The sequence below is a fragment of the Oenococcus sicerae genome (assembly GCF_004102045.2).
GTDB lineage: Bacteria > Bacillota > Bacilli > Lactobacillales > Lactobacillaceae > Oenococcus > Oenococcus sicerae.
Genome location: NZ_CP029684.2, coordinates 747,881 through 763,294, shown reverse-complemented (window position 1 = coordinate 763,294; position 15,414 = coordinate 747,881). Strand labels below are relative to the sequence as shown.

14 protein-coding genes are annotated in these 15,414 nt (G+C 39.4%); 7 read left to right on the top strand and 7 right to left on the bottom strand.

Going from position 1 to position 15,414, the window contains the following annotated elements; all coding sequences use genetic code 11:
• Nucleotides 1-29: 29 nt before the first annotated feature.
• Together DLJ48_RS03850 and DLJ48_RS03845 are read right to left on the bottom strand one after the other, a co-directional pair.
• Nucleotides 30-1,424, bottom strand: a complete 1,395-nt coding sequence (locus DLJ48_RS03850; RefSeq protein ID WP_128686078.1) for a sensor histidine kinase — start codon at nt 1,422-1,424, stop codon at nt 30-32.
• Nucleotides 1,417-2,106 (bottom strand): response regulator transcription factor, encoded by a 690-nt coding sequence (locus DLJ48_RS03845; RefSeq protein ID WP_128686076.1) that lies wholly within the window; start codon nt 2,104-2,106, stop codon nt 1,417-1,419. The genes DLJ48_RS03850 and DLJ48_RS03845 overlap by 8 nt, the downstream gene beginning before the upstream one ends.
• A 438-nt stretch (nt 2,107-2,544) precedes the next feature.
• On the opposite strand from DLJ48_RS03845, the gene DLJ48_RS03840 reads away from it, so the two are divergent.
• Nucleotides 2,545-3,210: a CHAP domain-containing protein gene (locus tag DLJ48_RS03840; RefSeq protein ID WP_243148674.1), complete on the top strand. Its 666-nt coding sequence runs from the start codon at nt 2,545-2,547 to the stop codon at nt 3,208-3,210.
• A gap of 116 nt (nt 3,211-3,326) precedes the next feature.
• On the opposite strand, the gene nrdF is transcribed toward DLJ48_RS03840, so the two are convergent.
• The 3 genes from nrdF to nrdH form a co-directional block, all read right to left on the bottom strand.
• Nucleotides 3,327-4,340 (bottom strand): class 1b ribonucleoside-diphosphate reductase subunit beta, encoded by a 1,014-nt coding sequence (nrdF, locus tag DLJ48_RS03835; protein ID WP_128686072.1) that lies wholly within the window; start codon nt 4,338-4,340, stop codon nt 3,327-3,329.
• A gap of 33 nt (nt 4,341-4,373) precedes the next feature.
• Entirely contained in the window at nt 4,374-6,545 is a 2,172-nt protein-coding gene (gene nrdE / locus DLJ48_RS03830; RefSeq protein WP_128686070.1) for a class 1b ribonucleoside-diphosphate reductase subunit alpha, read from the bottom strand.
• Between the two features lie 70 nt (nt 6,546-6,615).
• Nucleotides 6,616-6,861 (bottom strand): glutaredoxin-like protein NrdH, encoded by a 246-nt coding sequence (gene nrdH, locus DLJ48_RS03825; RefSeq protein ID WP_128686068.1) that lies wholly within the window; start codon nt 6,859-6,861, stop codon nt 6,616-6,618.
• 343 nt (nt 6,862-7,204) lie between these two features.
• Here nrdH and DLJ48_RS03820 point away from each other — a divergent pair, with 343 nt between their 5' ends.
• Both DLJ48_RS03820 and DLJ48_RS03815 read left to right on the top strand, forming a co-directional pair.
• Entirely contained in the window at nt 7,205-7,669 is a 465-nt protein-coding gene (locus DLJ48_RS03820; RefSeq protein ID WP_128686066.1) for a class Ib ribonucleoside-diphosphate reductase assembly flavoprotein NrdI, read from the top strand.
• A 78-nt stretch (nt 7,670-7,747) separates the two neighbouring features.
• The gene (locus tag DLJ48_RS03815) at nt 7,748-9,142 is read left to right on the top strand and encodes a hemolysin family protein (protein WP_128686064.1); all 1,395 of its coding nucleotides are present in this window, start codon (nt 7,748-7,750) and stop codon (nt 9,140-9,142) included.
• Between the two features lie 20 nt (nt 9,143-9,162).
• Here the strand turns inward: DLJ48_RS03815 and DLJ48_RS03810 are convergent, their stop codons facing one another.
• Nucleotides 9,163-10,392, bottom strand: a complete 1,230-nt coding sequence (locus DLJ48_RS03810; RefSeq protein WP_128686062.1) for an MFS transporter — start codon at nt 10,390-10,392, stop codon at nt 9,163-9,165.
• A gap of 76 nt (nt 10,393-10,468) precedes the next feature.
• Between DLJ48_RS03810 and zwf the strand changes: the two genes are divergently transcribed.
• From zwf to DLJ48_RS03790, 4 genes are all read left to right on the top strand, one after another.
• A complete protein-coding gene (gene zwf / locus DLJ48_RS03805) occupies nt 10,469-11,941 on the top strand; it encodes a glucose-6-phosphate dehydrogenase (RefSeq protein WP_128686060.1) in 1,473 nt (490 codons plus the stop codon).
• A 60-nt stretch (nt 11,942-12,001) separates the two neighbouring features.
• Complete coding sequence (locus tag DLJ48_RS03800; protein WP_243148672.1) at nt 12,002-13,213, top strand: MFS transporter; 1,212 nt, start codon at nt 12,002-12,004, stop codon at nt 13,211-13,213.
• A gap of 145 nt (nt 13,214-13,358) precedes the next feature.
• The gene (locus DLJ48_RS03795) at nt 13,359-13,868 is read left to right on the top strand and encodes a QueT transporter family protein (RefSeq protein ID WP_128686056.1); all 510 of its coding nucleotides are present in this window, start codon (nt 13,359-13,361) and stop codon (nt 13,866-13,868) included.
• Nucleotides 13,869-13,882: 14 nt separating this feature from the next.
• Nucleotides 13,883-14,602, top strand: a complete 720-nt coding sequence (locus tag DLJ48_RS03790; protein WP_128686054.1) for a hypothetical protein — start codon at nt 13,883-13,885, stop codon at nt 14,600-14,602.
• 52 nt (nt 14,603-14,654) lie between these two features.
• Here DLJ48_RS03790 and gpmA read toward each other — a convergent pair whose 3' ends face one another.
• Nucleotides 14,655-15,368: a 2,3-diphosphoglycerate-dependent phosphoglycerate mutase gene (gene gpmA, locus DLJ48_RS03785; protein ID WP_128686053.1), complete on the bottom strand. Its 714-nt coding sequence runs from the start codon at nt 15,366-15,368 to the stop codon at nt 14,655-14,657.
• Between the last annotated feature and the right edge of the window lie 46 nt (nt 15,369-15,414).

The window sequence follows — 15,414 nt, the reverse complement described above, 5'->3', positions numbered from 1 at the left end:
AAATTAGTACGGATTTTATGAGTATTTTATTATTTTTCCTTCGTAATTTTTAATTGTGGCAAAACAACTTTGAAAATAGTTCCTCTCGGTGAATTGTCAGAAACAGTTATCTTGCCCTGGAAGGCATCGATAATCCATTTAGCGATTGATAAACCGAGACCTGTACCGCCAGTATCACGATTCCCAGATGTCTCTTCACGATAGAAACGATCGAAGACATGTTTTTTGGCTTCATTAGAGATCCCACGACCAGTATCAGAAACCTCGATCACGAGACTGTTTTTGTCACGACTGGCTTTTAATTCAATTGACTCTTTGTCATCAGTATATTTCAAAGCATTGTCAAGCAAGATAACGATCAATTGATGAACACGGCGCGTATCAATTGTCATATTGCCTTTCACACTAATTTTTTCTGTAAATTTTTTATTTGCCGCTTCAGCAATTTCTGAATATGGTTCAACGACTTCCTTGATAAAATTGTTGATCTTGACTGTTTTCGGATCAAGCTTAGTCATATTAGAGCCAGTTTTAGCCAGGGTCAGCATGTCAGAAGTCAACTGATTTAAGCGACGAACTTCAGAAAGGGAAACAACAATGTTTTCCGAAACACTAGCTACCGACTTGGTTGGCTGTCTAAGCAAATCTTCTAATTTGTTTTGAATGATCGTCAGCGGCGTCCTTAACTCATGAGCAGCATTATTAACAAAATCCTGCTGCTGTTTCCAAGACTGCATGATCGGTTTCATCACTCGCAAGGTCACAAACCAGCTGACAACCAACGAGAGAAAAGCAGCAAACATAAGTGTCCAAAAAAGAACTGTGCGAAAGGCACTGACATTGTATCGTTCGGAATCCAAGCTGTAGACTACTGCCGCATATTGCGCCTTGCCCATGATCCTAATTTTGCCAAAGCTAGTATTCACGTTATAAACCACTGTCATTGGCTTTTTTAGTTTGATTAAGCGGACTCTAAAATACGAACCGCCCATTTGAATCGTCTGGACACTGGTTAAGTTCCCGGAAATTTTTTTGTACAAATTTTCATAGGTTTGAATTCTCAGACCAAGTGAATAAAAATTAACGATATTGCCATTTTTATCAAAATAAATCGTATCTTGTCCAGATCCTTCAGGACGAGATAATGAACCATTTTTGTTTGCGCTGCCTTCACTGGAAGGACTGTTTTGGCCTTTGGTGCTGCTGTTTGGACCTGGAATCGTCAATTGTTTGATATTAGTTTCGGAATCTTTTTGGACACGAGTGACCATGCTATTTAAAACCTGATCGGAATTATCTTGCACGGATCTGATATACGAAAAATAAATATAAGCACCAACAAATGAGAAAATCAACAAAAAACTAATTGCCTCTAGCAGAAACAATTTAGCATATTGTTTTGAATTGATTTTTGTTTTATTCATTGTATTCGAGGATGAAGCCGACGTTTCGTAAAGTCTTGATCAAATCATTTTTTCCAACCGATTCTAATTTGCGGCGTAGATTATTAAGATAGATATTCACAACACTTGTTGTTGTGTCTGAATCAAGACCCCAGACCCGATCAAAGATCTGATCTTTTGTAATAATAATATTTTTGTTTTTAGCCAAATAAACCAGGATGTCGTATTCCTTGCCAACCAGTTGAATATTCTGTTCACTGACCGTAACTGTACGATTAGCTAAATGAATTTTCAAATCACCGATATTGATCTCTTTTTTTTCAGTATCGATTCCAGTGCGCCGCAATAAAGCTTCCACTCGCGCTATCAGCTCTTCTCGATGGAATGGTTTGGTTAAATAGTCATCAGCACCAACTTCGAATCCTTTGACTTTATCGTCTACAGAGTCCTTGGCCGTTAAAATCAAAACTGGCGTCTCAATATGAGAATCACGCATTTCTTTAATAATATCTAGCCCATTCATCTCGGGCAGCATCAAATCGGAGACGATCAGATCATAGGGTGCTTCAACGGCTTCATATTCACCATCAGCACCGTTGAAAACTTGTTTGACTGCCGCAATTTCCGAAAGCATCGCTGTAATATCATCATTTAGAATTTTATCATCTTCAATTAACAGAATTTTCACTGAACTATTTGTCATATTATGTAGTAGCTTGCCTTTCACTGATTAAACTAAGATTAATTCATCCTTTATTCTACACGGTGAGCAAAGAAAAACGCCTGAAAACAGACGTTGCTTAGATTATTTAGTCTTACGAAGACTCTTTTTGAATTTGGAAGGGATGTTTTTAAGGGAGTGTTCTTCAGGATTAATTGGCTATTTCCTTTGGAACACTTTTTATTATTCATTTGGCCGATTAAAATAAGATAAAAAATAAGTAAAGCAAAAATTAAATTGGATTCGGGCAAACTTTAAGAAATTATTAACCGCGCGAAAAACCAGCAATCGGAATATTACGTGGATTATATCGACTATGCCCTGTTATTGTATATTACATATTTATAAAAAAATTTAATTCGTCACATAGCTGTTAACAACAGAAATATTGTTGTAATTTGTAATTGGAAAGATATTTACGTGATTAAACGACCGAGCTATCCACTAAACAAAATAATATTAACGATCTTGACCGTTACCTGTCTTGCACTCATACCAGTAGCAGCAAATGCGGCCGACACCGATCCTGCAAAGGGCAATCAACCAGCCTCGATTTATTTTTCCCATGATGCCATTGAGATCAACAACTATCAAAACAAGCAAGTACAAAACAAACAAAATGCCATCAAGGCAGAACAGGCAGCCAAAGAAAAAGCAGCCATTGAAGCTGCTAAAGCAAAACAACAAGCAGCGGCCAAGCAGGAAAGTCAAAGGCAAAAGCAAGCAGTTAATCAAAACAGCCACAACACAACCGTTACGAATGGCGCCAACACCTACGCTTATGCCACCTGTACTTGGTATGTTAAAAACAGCTTGCCCTGGGTACCTAACACCTTGGGAGATGCGGCCAATTGGGCCGTCAATGCCGCCACTCAAGGATATCTAGTCAATAGCAGTCCATCAGTTGGATCGGTTGTCGTCTTCGCTCCCGGCCAGGCGACCGCCGGTGCAGCTGGACACGTTGCAGTTGTTACAGCAGTCAACGGGGACGGATCAATCACGATTTCCGAAGGAAACTTCGCTGGTTTAGCATCCAATATTCGGCTCGTTGCCAACGCTGGCAGCTACCGTTATATTCATCCTTAATAACTTATAGAACCTGCTAACAGACCATGAAAGGTCTTTTTTTATTAATCAGAATAATTAAAAAATAGCCAGCCTTGACCTGGGCTGGCTATTTTTCAAAAAGTTTAAGCGTTCAATCACGACTCTTTGTCAGAGTCAAGTCCAGCTTGTTTGGACCCGCCAACTTGATAATCATCAGCACTAAGGTCTTCAACTTCGCCTAAACGATAACCATTTCCCACCTGACTAAAGAAATCATGGTTAGCTGTTGAAGTTGAAATACCATTCATAACGACAGGATTAACATCTTCGGCCCCATCGGCAAACATTGGTTCCAAGCCAAGATTCATCAAGGCTTTGTTGCCGTTATAGCGAAGAAAGACCATCACATCATCAAACCAGCCAATGTCATCGTAAAGCTGATGCGTGTAATTCTCTTCATTATCATATAGATCATAGAGCAGATCATAAGCCCAAGTTGTCAATTCTTGCTGTTCTTTTTCAGACAGCTGTTGAAAAGCAACTTGAAATTTATAACCAATATAAGTGCCATGGACAGATTCATCACGAATAATCAGCTTAATAATTTCGGCAACATTGGCCATTTTATTATGACCGACGAAGTAGAGCGGCGTGTAAAAACCTGAATAAAATAAAAATGTTTCAAGGAAAACCGAAGCGACTTTTCTTTTCAATGGATTAGGATCATGATAAAGGGCATTGATTTTATTAGCTTTGTATTGAAGCTGTTCATTTTTAGAAGCCCAGTCAAAAATTTCGTCAATTTCTGCCGGCGTATCCAGAGTTTCAAAAATACTGGAATAGCTTTTGGCATGCACCGACTCCATAAATTCAATATTATTTAAAACGGCCCTCTCATGAGGCGTCACAGCTGATTTCAGCAGGCTAAACATGCCATCCTGACTTTGCAAAGTGTCCAGCATGGTCAAACCACCAAAAACATGATCATAGAGTCGATGCTCAGTCTGTCCCAGACCGCGCCAGTCCTTTAAATCATTAGAAATCGGAATTCTTGTATCCAGCCAAAACTGTTCGGTTAATTTTTCCCAGGTTGCTTTGTCGATCGGATCAATGACTTTGTTCCAGTTAATCGCATCATAATGCGTAAATTGATTTTTTTCATCTGCCATCTAGTTACCTCTATAACCTATTCTATGCCCTTTTTAAATCGAGCAGGATTCACACTCATTGACGCCTTTTTCGGTGTTATCGTCCGTAAAAGTCCGAATATAGTAAATTGATTTGATATGTTTACGAAAAGCATAATGACGCAGAATCGTTAAATCACGCGTGGTCATTTTGTCCGTATGGCCCTGTTTCCAATCATAAATACCTGCTGGAATTGTAGAACGCATGAATAAGGTCATGGCCATCCCCTGATCAATATGTTCTTGAGCAGCAGCGTAAGTGTCAATCACTTTTCTCTGGTCTAGATCATAAGCCGACACGTAATAAGGCAGTGTTTCATTATTCAAGCCGTTAGCTGGATAGAAAACACGTCCAGTCATGCCTTCAGCACGTGCCTCAACACGCGAAACGATTGGCTGCAGACTAGCCGTCGTGTCGTTGACATAGGAAATTGAACCAGTAGGTGCCACGGCCTGCCGATAAGCGTTGTAAAGACCGTTCTTCATAACAGCCTGCTTAAGAATCTGCCAATCTTCAACTGTCGGAATATGATATTTTTTGAATAGATCTTGAACTCTCTTACTTTTTGGTCCCCAATCCTTTTCCAAATATTTATCAAAATAACTGCCATCAGCATAAGCTGATTTTTCAAATTCAAAGAAAGAACTGCCACGGTCTTGGGCGATTTTATTAGACGCCAGCAAGGTATAGTAGTTGGTCATCAAAAAGAAAGTATTGACAAAATCCAAAGCGATCTCATCACCATAATAAATTTTGTTTTTAGCCAAAAAAGCAGCCAGACCCATAGCTCCAAGTCCAATCGCATGTTTTTGACGATTACCGTTCTGTACGGACGGCACTACTGAAATATCTGAGTTTTCAGAAACAAAAGTCAAAGCTCTCGTCATGGCTTCAATTGACTTGCCGAAATCTGGTGTGTGCATCATATTATCGATATTAATCGAACCTAAATTACAAGAAATATCTGCGCCCAGCTTTGTATATTCCTGCTCATCATTCAGATAAGAAACTGTCTGCGTTTGCAATATTTCAGAACAAAGATTCGAAGTAACGACTTTCCCATAAATCGGATTAGCACGATTAACTGTATCTAGGTTGATGAAATAAGGATAGCCAGACTCTTGCTGCAGCTTGGAGATTTCTGTTTCCAAGCTACGTGCATCAAGCCAATATTTCTTGATTTGGTCGTTGGCGACCATGTTGTCATATTCCTTGGTCAGATCCACATAATTGAATGGAACGCCATAAACCTTTTCAACATCAGCCGGTGCGAAAAGTGCCATTTGTTGTCCCTTTTCGGTCAATTCGTAAAATTTATCCGGAACCGTGAGGCCAAGCGACAATGTTTTAACACGAATTTTCTCATCGGCATTTTCTTTTTTAGTAGACAGAAAAGCCATCACATCTGGATGAAAAATAGATAAATAAGCAACACCAGCTCCTTGACGGGCACCGGCTTGATTGCTATATGTAAAAACATCTTCCATTAATTTCATGATCGGCACAACACCGCCAGCCATATTAGCCAGACCCATCACTGTTGCGCCAGCTTCACGGACATTAGACAAATTAATGCCAACACCGCCGCCAATTCTTGACAGCTGCATAGCAGAATTGATCGAACGGCCAATGGAATTCATATCATCAGTCGTTTGCAAGACAAAACAACTGACCAATTCGCCTCGTCGTGCCCGCCCGGCATTTAAAAAGCTTGGTGTTGCTGGCTGAAAACGCTGATGGATCATCTCGTCAGCTATCCGCATAGCTAATTCTTCATCGCCATTGGCATAATACAAAGCATTAACAGCAATTCGATCATCGTACGATTCCACATAATAATTGCCGTCATTGGTTTTAATGGCATATTGCGTATAAAACTTATAGGCCGCCATAAAACTTTGAAATTGAAAATGAACTGCGTCTAAAAATTCATAGAGTTTTTCAATAAATTTAAAATCATATTTCTGAACCAGCGCATGATCCACGAAATCATTTTCCAAAAGCCAGTCAAACCGTTTTCTTAATGAAGGAAACTTTAAAAGATTGGGTACGACATTTTCCCGAAGGAAAGCATCTCTTGCTTCACGATCTTTAGCGATCTGAATCGTATTATTTTTGGGAATGTTAACTTCGTTGTTTAATTCATAGTAATGAACTTTTTCAAGATCAATTTCTTTTAGTGGCATATAAAACTCCTAGCAAATGTGATTAAAAAGCACCGGGATAAGTTCCGGCGCTTACTTTGGATAATGGCTCTCAAGCTGCTGCTTCAGTAGAAATTGCTTTTTTCAAGAAATCTGGGCGAAATCCAGAAACTGCATTAAAACCAGCAATTTTAACGACTGGCGTCTGACGATGACCCTCAGCTTTTAGTTGGTCAACGAACTCGGGATGTTCGTCAATATTTATTTCTTTAAAATCAATTGACATAGAAGCCAAAAACTTCTTGGTCATCTTGCACTGTACGCAATTGTTTTTCGTATAAACCGTAATATCTGCCATTTTTCCTCCTTTAATGTTTGGGTTTTAGTAGATTTATTTAACTGATGTTTATTAATATAAACGCCTTGAAATAAACTTACAAGGGGTCCTTTTAGTAAGTAACCATCTAGATGCTTGTGAAAGTCAGAAAGGGCGCGGATTTGAGCGAAATATTACATTTTGTTGTCTTTACCAACTTGCAATAACTTTTAAAATGTAGCAAGCTATAGAGCATGTAAATGCCTGTATTAAGGCGTTTCAGCGTCTTAATAAATATTAAGAAAGAGTTAAATTAGGAATTAGCCGTCTTCTTGCCTGCTTGAAAAACCACAGAACGTTATTTCCTAAAAAAGGAGTGTTTCGCATGAAAAAAGTTCGTGTTTTGTATATCTCAATTGAAGGAAATTCACGTAATTTTATGAAAAGACTTGTGGCATATGCCAAGGAACAAAATCATCAAAATCCGAACAATATCGAAATAGAGGCCGTAGAGATCAGTGATTCAGTTGATTTCGCAAAAGAACAACAGCTATTTTTCGTTAATGTCCCAACCTATCTAGAGGGCGGCACTGGGGATGGTCCAGAGATCCATGAAATTTTCACGAATGCCTTAGGAGATTATTTAGATTACCAAGATAATTATAAAAAAATGATTGGCATTTTCGCTTCTGGGAATCGCAATTTTAATGTTCAATTCGTTTTAACTGCTAAACGCTACGCAGCAAAATATGGCAAACCACTGCTTTATTCTTATGAATTATCAGGTATCAAACAAGACGTTGAAAATTTTTATGCCAAAATCATCGATAATATTCCTAAGGATGCTTAATAATTTGATATACAGACTTAAAGCTTGGTATAATTACGTTTAGATTATTTTTAAGAAAGTAGATGCCAAACCCCAAAAATGGACTCTGACCCCTCAATATTAGTTTCAACGATTGCTTTACTTGTTTCCCTCATCTTAGCTGTTATGTTCACACTAACAGAATATTCTCTGATTCGTTCACGTCCATCTGCTTTAAAAGCAATACAAAAAGACCAAAAAAAGCCAAATAAACGCGTTGACCTAGCTATTCATATGACCGATCACCTGAATGAGTATTTGTCTACTGCTCAAACTGGTGTCACGCTAACATCACTGATCATTGGTTGGCTGGGCGAAGACGCTGCCTCGAAATTTTTGCAAAGTTCTGGCATTTTTGCCTTTCTGGGCAAAGAAACCGAATTAGTTGTTGCATCAATTGTCGGTATCTTGATTTTTACCTTTGTTCATGCGGTTTTTACAGATTTAGTACCAAAAAATATCGCGATTGATGAACCTATTAAAGTGCTCTTAGGTATTGCCCGTCCTGTCCGTTTTTTTCATGTCATGCTATTTCCGCTGATTTGGTTGTTCGATCGGACCGCCGCGGCTATTACCAATATGCTCGGTTTTAAAACAGCAACTGATGAAGATATTTATTCGCCAACCGAGATTATCAGCCTGACGAAAAATTCGGCTTTAGCTAGTGATTCAGAGGTCGATGAAGAAGACGCCAATTTTTTGCAACGCGCTTTTGAAATGAATGATAAAGTCGCCAGTGATGTGATGGTCGACCGTACTTCGATGAGTGTGGTGGATGTGGATGATACGATTGCCGATGCTTTAAAACTCTACTTAGCAGAACAATACTCGCGTTTCCCGGTCACCGCTGATAACGATAAAGACAAAATTATCGGCTATGCTTACAACTACGATATTGTCCGTCAAGCAAGAATCGATGATCAGGCTAAAGTTTCAACGATCATGCGTGACATTGTCTCAATTCCAGAGAATATGAAGGTTCCGGACGCCATGGATGAGATGAGTGCTCATCGTGTTCCGATGGCTATTGTGATCGATGAATATGGCGGCACTTCCGGTATCATTACCGATAAAGATATTTACGAAGAATTGTTTGGCAATATTAAAGACGAACAAGACGATGAAGACGATGAAATGATCAAGAAGTTAGGTAATAATCGTTTTCAATTGGCTGGAAAAATTTCTCTTTATGATTTAGAAGACTTTTTCAAGACGAAAATTCCAGAATTCGATGAAGATGAAGCCGTTACTTTGGCTGGTTTCATCCAAAACAACTACCCAGACATGAGAAAAGATGACACTGTCGTCGTCGAGAATGATGATGTTAAATTTAAGATCACAGCTAACGATTACGAAGATGCTTACATCAATTTTTTCACAGTGACAGAGATAGAAAAAGAGTATCAAAGCAATGGCGATTTTGAAGAAAGATCAAATCCTGCCTCTGAAAAATAAATATTCTAAAAAAGATTCCCTTATAGGAATCTTTTTATTTGTGAAATAGTGTTTCCCTTCCCAGCCAGAATGAAGACCAGAATGTCTAGGATGATCAAAACAGCAAAGCTGCTCATAAATAAAGCAAAGATCCAGCCGCGATCCATAAACACACCTGCATAAACGGGTCCAATTGAGCGTCCAAGACTAATAGCTGCACTGATAAAAGCCATGCCTTGGCCTTGAAACTGCTCCGGCACAATTTTGGCGACCCAAGCTGTCGTTCCTGGTGAAAAAAGCATCTCTCCAAAAACTAGGAAAATCGTGATAACGACCATTTGCCAAAATTTGTTTGCCCAAATCAAAGGTGGAAAAGTGCAAGCGAAAATCATCGTGCCAATGACAACCGATTTCATAAAGGACCAGTGTCTGGTTAATTTTGTAATCCAGTTTTGGAACAAGATAATCACAATACCGTTTATTGTCCAAAGATAACCATATTGTTCTACTGTCATACCTAAATTCACCATACGCGGACTCATAACTGTTTCCCAAAATTGATAAGTCAAGTAAGTGATAGTCGTTAAAGCGCCAATCGCCAGAAGCAAGCGGGAATACTTCAAACGATCCGCTTGTTTGGCCTTGGGCACTTTGGCCATTGGATCAATTTTCACATGAAAACAAAAAATAGCGATACCAAGCATAATCAGATAAAAAATAATTCCCAAGCCCATCATGCCTTCAACTTTTAGTTTATCGAAAATCCAAGTGCCAAAAAAAGTACCAATGACAGTACCAATGTTGAGCATAATGGCCATGTTCGAAAAAAACTTCTTTGGATTATCTGTAGAAACGTACACACCATAAGAATTAATCAATGTTTGAAACATACCAATTCCGACATTCAGCACCATTAACCAGGCCGGATACACTGGCCAGCCATGGAAAAAAAGCATCATCAAAGAGCCCAAAATTGCAATCAAAAGTGAAATGATGAAACTATCATAGGGACGCCAGCGGTCAAACATAAACCCAGCCAGCCAAGAAGCGATCATAGAAACAATTGAACCCAGCATTAAAACAATGCCAGTAATAAAAAAAGATTGATGCAAATAATTGTGCAGATACAAAGAAGTGACCGGCCAAGTCATAGCGGCACCGGCATTTCCAATCAAATATTCAACATAAATATAAACAGATTTCAGCTTCTTGGGCCGAGAGAATAAAGGCGGTCTTCGAACTGGTATTTGGTCTTCTATAGAATCATTCATGTATAAAATATAACATTTTCACAAACTCAGTGAATTTCTTAGGTTATAATTTTAGTTGTTAAGATTTGGAGTAAATATGGACAATAAACCTACTGAATTACCATTGACTTTACTACTGTTTGGCGGCACTGGGGACTTGGCAAAACGCAAGCTATACCCTTCGCTGTTTAACTTATTTAAAAAAGGTTATTTGCAAAAACATTTCGCTGTGATCGGAACCGCGCGTCATCCCTTGGATGATGATAAATTCCAAGAAATCGTCCGTCAGTCAATTGCTAAAAACGGCACTGAAGGTCAAGTAAAGGAATTTGCTGCTCATTTCCGTTATCGTAGTCATGATGTGACCGATCTCAAAGATTATGGCAAATTGAAAGTTTTGTTAGAACAGCTGGATCAAGAATACACTGCACAAGAAAATCGTATTTTCTACATGTCAGTGGCGCCGCGTTTCTTTGGCCAGATCGCTCAAGCTATTAAATCTGAAGGCTTGATGTCAGAAAACGGCTACAACCGTTTGATGGTGGAAAAACCTTTCGGAACTAGTTACGATACAGCTGAAGAATTGCAAAATGAACTTGAAGCTGGTTTTTCCGATAATCAGATTTTTCGGATCGATCATTACCTCGGCAAAGAAATGGTTCAAAACATTCCAGCTGTCAGATTTGGTAATCCTTTCATTGATGCCACTTGGAATAAAGACTATATCAAAAATATTCAAGTCACACTGTCAGAACAGCTTGGTGTCGAAGAACGTGCCGGATATTATAATACCGCTGGTGCATTACTGGACATGATTCAAAATCATACATTTCAAATCGTTGGTTGGCTAGCAATGGAAAAACCGAATTCTTTCAACGATAAAGATATTCGTGCAGCTAAAAATGCTGCTTTTTCTAAATTGAAAATGTACGATGAGACAGGTGTTGTTGCTAATTTCGTTCGTGGACAATATGGCCGCGGCCGCGAAGTTTGGCAAAAATCATATACTGAAGAACCAGATGTTCCAGCTGACTCAAAGAATGACACTTATGTTGCAGGTCGTCTTCAATTTGAAACCGATCGTTGGGAAGGCGTGCCCTTCTACATTCGAACAGGCAAACGTTTGGCTGCTAAACAGACACGTGTCGACATTGTGTACAAGAAATCTGTTTTTGATTTTGGAGAAGCCAACAATGACAAATTAACCGAACCGGTTCTTAGTATTTTGATCGATCCAGTAGGCGGCATTGAATTTTCTTTGAATGGTAAAGATGTTACGACTGAATTCCAGACCCGCTCAAATCTGCTAAATTGGTCGATTTCAGACCAAGATAAAGTAGAAACGCCCGATCCGTATGAACGGATGCTTCATGATGCGATGAACGGCGACGGCTCTAACTTCGCTGATTGGACAGGGGTAGCTATCTCTTGGAAATTCGTTGATCAGATTGCCAGAGTTTGGGCCGAAGACAAAGTACCACTGGAAACCTATGAATCAGCAACAATGGGCCCGGTTGCTGCCGATCGTCTACTAGCTGAAACTGGTGATCGTTGGATTTTTCGCGGTTAATTAACTATTTTTCACACTCATACAAAAGTATGAGTTTTTTTTTGCGTTAAAATAAATCAAATGAAAAAAATAACAAACAATTTATTAACAACAGTTGGCATCCTCTCTATTTCTTTCATCACCACAAGTACGTATGCAATTAATGGTACCTTGCCGCTGATTCGCGCCGAACTTAAGCTCACACAGCCTCAAGTTGAAACACTTGTTACGATACCGAGTTTTGCCTTAGCTTTATTGGTTCTCTTTTCTAGTCCGCTTTGTAAATGGATCGGTGAGCGAGCTACAGTCAATACCGGGTTGACCATCATCGGCTTAGCTGGTATTATCCCTGCTTTTACGAAAAATTATCTATTGATCCTAGCCGCTCGCGTCCTTTTAGGAGCTGGCATCGGTATGATTAATTCGCTTGCAGTATCTTTGATCAGTGCTTATTTTAAAGATCAAAAAGCTGCAGCTTTGTTAGGTTTTCGAGCAAGCATCGAACAGATCGGTCAAGCAATTCTAACTTTTGCTGCTGGTTTGCTGATGAGTTTTTCTTGGCAAACACCTTTTTTGGTTTACCTAGTGGCGCTGCCGATCTTATTTCTGTTCAATTTCTTCGTTCCTAAGGAACATGCAGTCAAAGAAATAAAGCCTGATTATGATGGGGGCAGCCGCATTGATCCGCACAATAAAATTACTAAAATAAGTCCATTGGTTTGGCTTTTAGCTGCTTTAATGGCTTTGCTGGTGGCTGATTATATCGGCATGCAAGTTAGGTTCGCGCAGATGGCCACAAATATCATCGGTAAGGACTATAATGCTTCTCCAATAATGTCAGCTATGCTCATTGTGGCCATGCTAGGCGGCATGTTTTTTGGCCGTTTTTATAGTTGGATGCGATTCAAACTAATCTACTTTGCACTCATTTTGTTTGCTATTTCCAATTTCATCGTGACAAACGCCCACCATAATTTGATCAGCTTGATTTTTGGCTTCTTACTGATCGGCTTTCCTTTACAGCTCATTTCACCGCTTGCTTTTCACTTGCTGCCTAATTTAGCGCCGAGCGACAAACAAACTTTTGTTACTTCGGTGATCTTGATCGGTTTTAATATCGGTGTTTTTATCGAACCTTATCTTTTCATTCTTCTGGACAAATTTTTAGGGATAGGCAACCAGTTGTCAGCCGTTTTCTATTATTTTGGCTGGGCTTGTTTACTAATCGCCCTATTGATCGCCCTGGTGCGCTTAGCCAAACGACATCCAAAAGATCCTGAAAAACATGCTTGATCTTCTGTATTGCAATGAATCGATCTCATCTTGTCCTTAACTGAAATAACTGTATACCTGTTGCAAAAGTTATCAGTATTAGACCATTTCATATTTTATTGTTAAAGAACAGAAACAAAAGCTTATTTTTTATATGATGGTAACTATGAATAAACAAAACAAAAGTCAAGCTAAGAATATAACACTGATCGGTGCTGTAGCAGCATTGTACATTTTAATTGGTATGATCCCGCCTTTTAATCTGCGTGGCGGTGCCGTTCAGATTCGTCTTGGAGAAGGCTTCAATAACCTAGTTATTTTTAACAAACGATATATCATTGCTCAAACGGTTGGTGTTTTCATTTTTAATATGTTTTTTGGTCTTGGGATCCTTGATGCCATTATTGGCGGACTACAAACATTAACGATGACTTGGATCATTTATGTCGTGACGCGAAAAATCAAAAAACTACCTTTGAAATTCGTTGCATCCACTTTAATTGTTAGCATTTTTATGTTCTGGATAGCTGCCGAACTGGTCATCTTTTTCCCAAAAATGGCAGATGGTGGTTTCTGGCTCACTTATGGCATGCTCTTTATAAGCGAATTAGCTTCGATGGTCGTTGGTTCAATTATTATTTATGCTGTTTCTAAAACCATCGATTTATCAAAATGAGAGGACACTAGGACATGAAATTAACAGCTGTTTTGCATCGAATTATTATTGGAAAAAAAGATCAGAAGACAGTAACAGCAGGTAAAGCACCAGCACAAGAAATCAATCCGGTCTCATCTGCTCCTGCGATCCCCTCGTCAACGGCAGCGATCAATATCTCTGAAGCTGATTATCCAAAACAACAAAGGACTTTCGTGGAAGACCCAAATGAAATCGCAGCATTGAATCAACCGACCAATGATCAGTTTCACACCCATCGAGCCCAATCACCAACAATAGATGTCACAGAACTAACTGATAAAATTGCTCGCCTAAATCAAAATCAGCGACTAGTCGTCGAAAACCTTATTGATCAATTAAATCAATCACAAGCAGCACTGGCGGCAGTTCAAAGTGCCGAACCAGTGCTAACGAAAGCTGCTGCCAGCAGCTTGCCATCCCTTTCTGGCAAGGTAGCGTCAAGCGGTCCAGTGTTAACGAAAACGGATGCCAGCAGTATCGGTCCTAGTCCCGCTGCCCCTTCCGTGTCGGAAATGATTTCTGATTTTGCTAAAGAAACGGCTCTCTCACAAGCAAATACCAGCAGTTACGCTGAGCAGGCAGAAAACCAAGACTATCAAGCACCCGAAACAGATAGCCAATTAGATCAGGCTCGTTATCAAATTCTGTCTTTGATCAAAGACCCCAAATCAATTGATCAAATCAGCGCACTGATCGCTGATGAATTTTCTTAAATAAAAAAACGTTAGACCCAAATTTTTGTGGTCTAACGTTTTTTTTATGAGTTTATTTAGCAAGCAGTTCTTTGTTTGTAAAATTGAGATTTTCATCAAAATCATAAACGATCGGTTGGCCGTTTGCAATTTCAAGACCCATAATATCAGCATCAGAAATGTGCTCGATATACTTTGATAAAGCACGCAATGAATTTCCATGAGCCGCAATGATGACGTTCTTGCCGGCGCGCAAGTCTGGTGCGATTTTGTCTTCCCAAAAAGGCATAACACGTTCCAAAGTGACTTTCAAATTTTCACCAAGCGGCAAAGTCTGAGGATCAAGCTCCGCATAGCGACGATCCAAGGCTGGATAAGTCGTTCCATCAACTGTGATCGACTTTTGTATTTCATCTTGCAAGGGCGGCAAAACGTCATATGAACGACGCCAAATATGTACTTGATCATCGCCCCACTTCTCAGCTGATGCTTTTTTGTTCAGACCCTGCAAAGCACCGTAATGGCGTTCATTTAAACGCCAAGATTTTTCTTCAGGAATCCAAAGCTGCCCAACTTCCTCTAGGGCGATATGCAAAGTTTGAATCGCACGCGTCAAGACAGAAGTATAAGCTTGATCAAATTCAATTCCTTTTTCATTAAGCAGTTCGCCAGCCTCTTTAGCTTGACGTATGCCTTCTGCTGATAATTTTGTGTCAACCCAGCCATTGAATAGATTCAAAGCGTTCCATTCAGACTGACCATGACGAATAAATACTAATTTAGCCATTTTTCCTCCAAGATTCCTTATTAATCATATCGCAAACAAAGGGCCT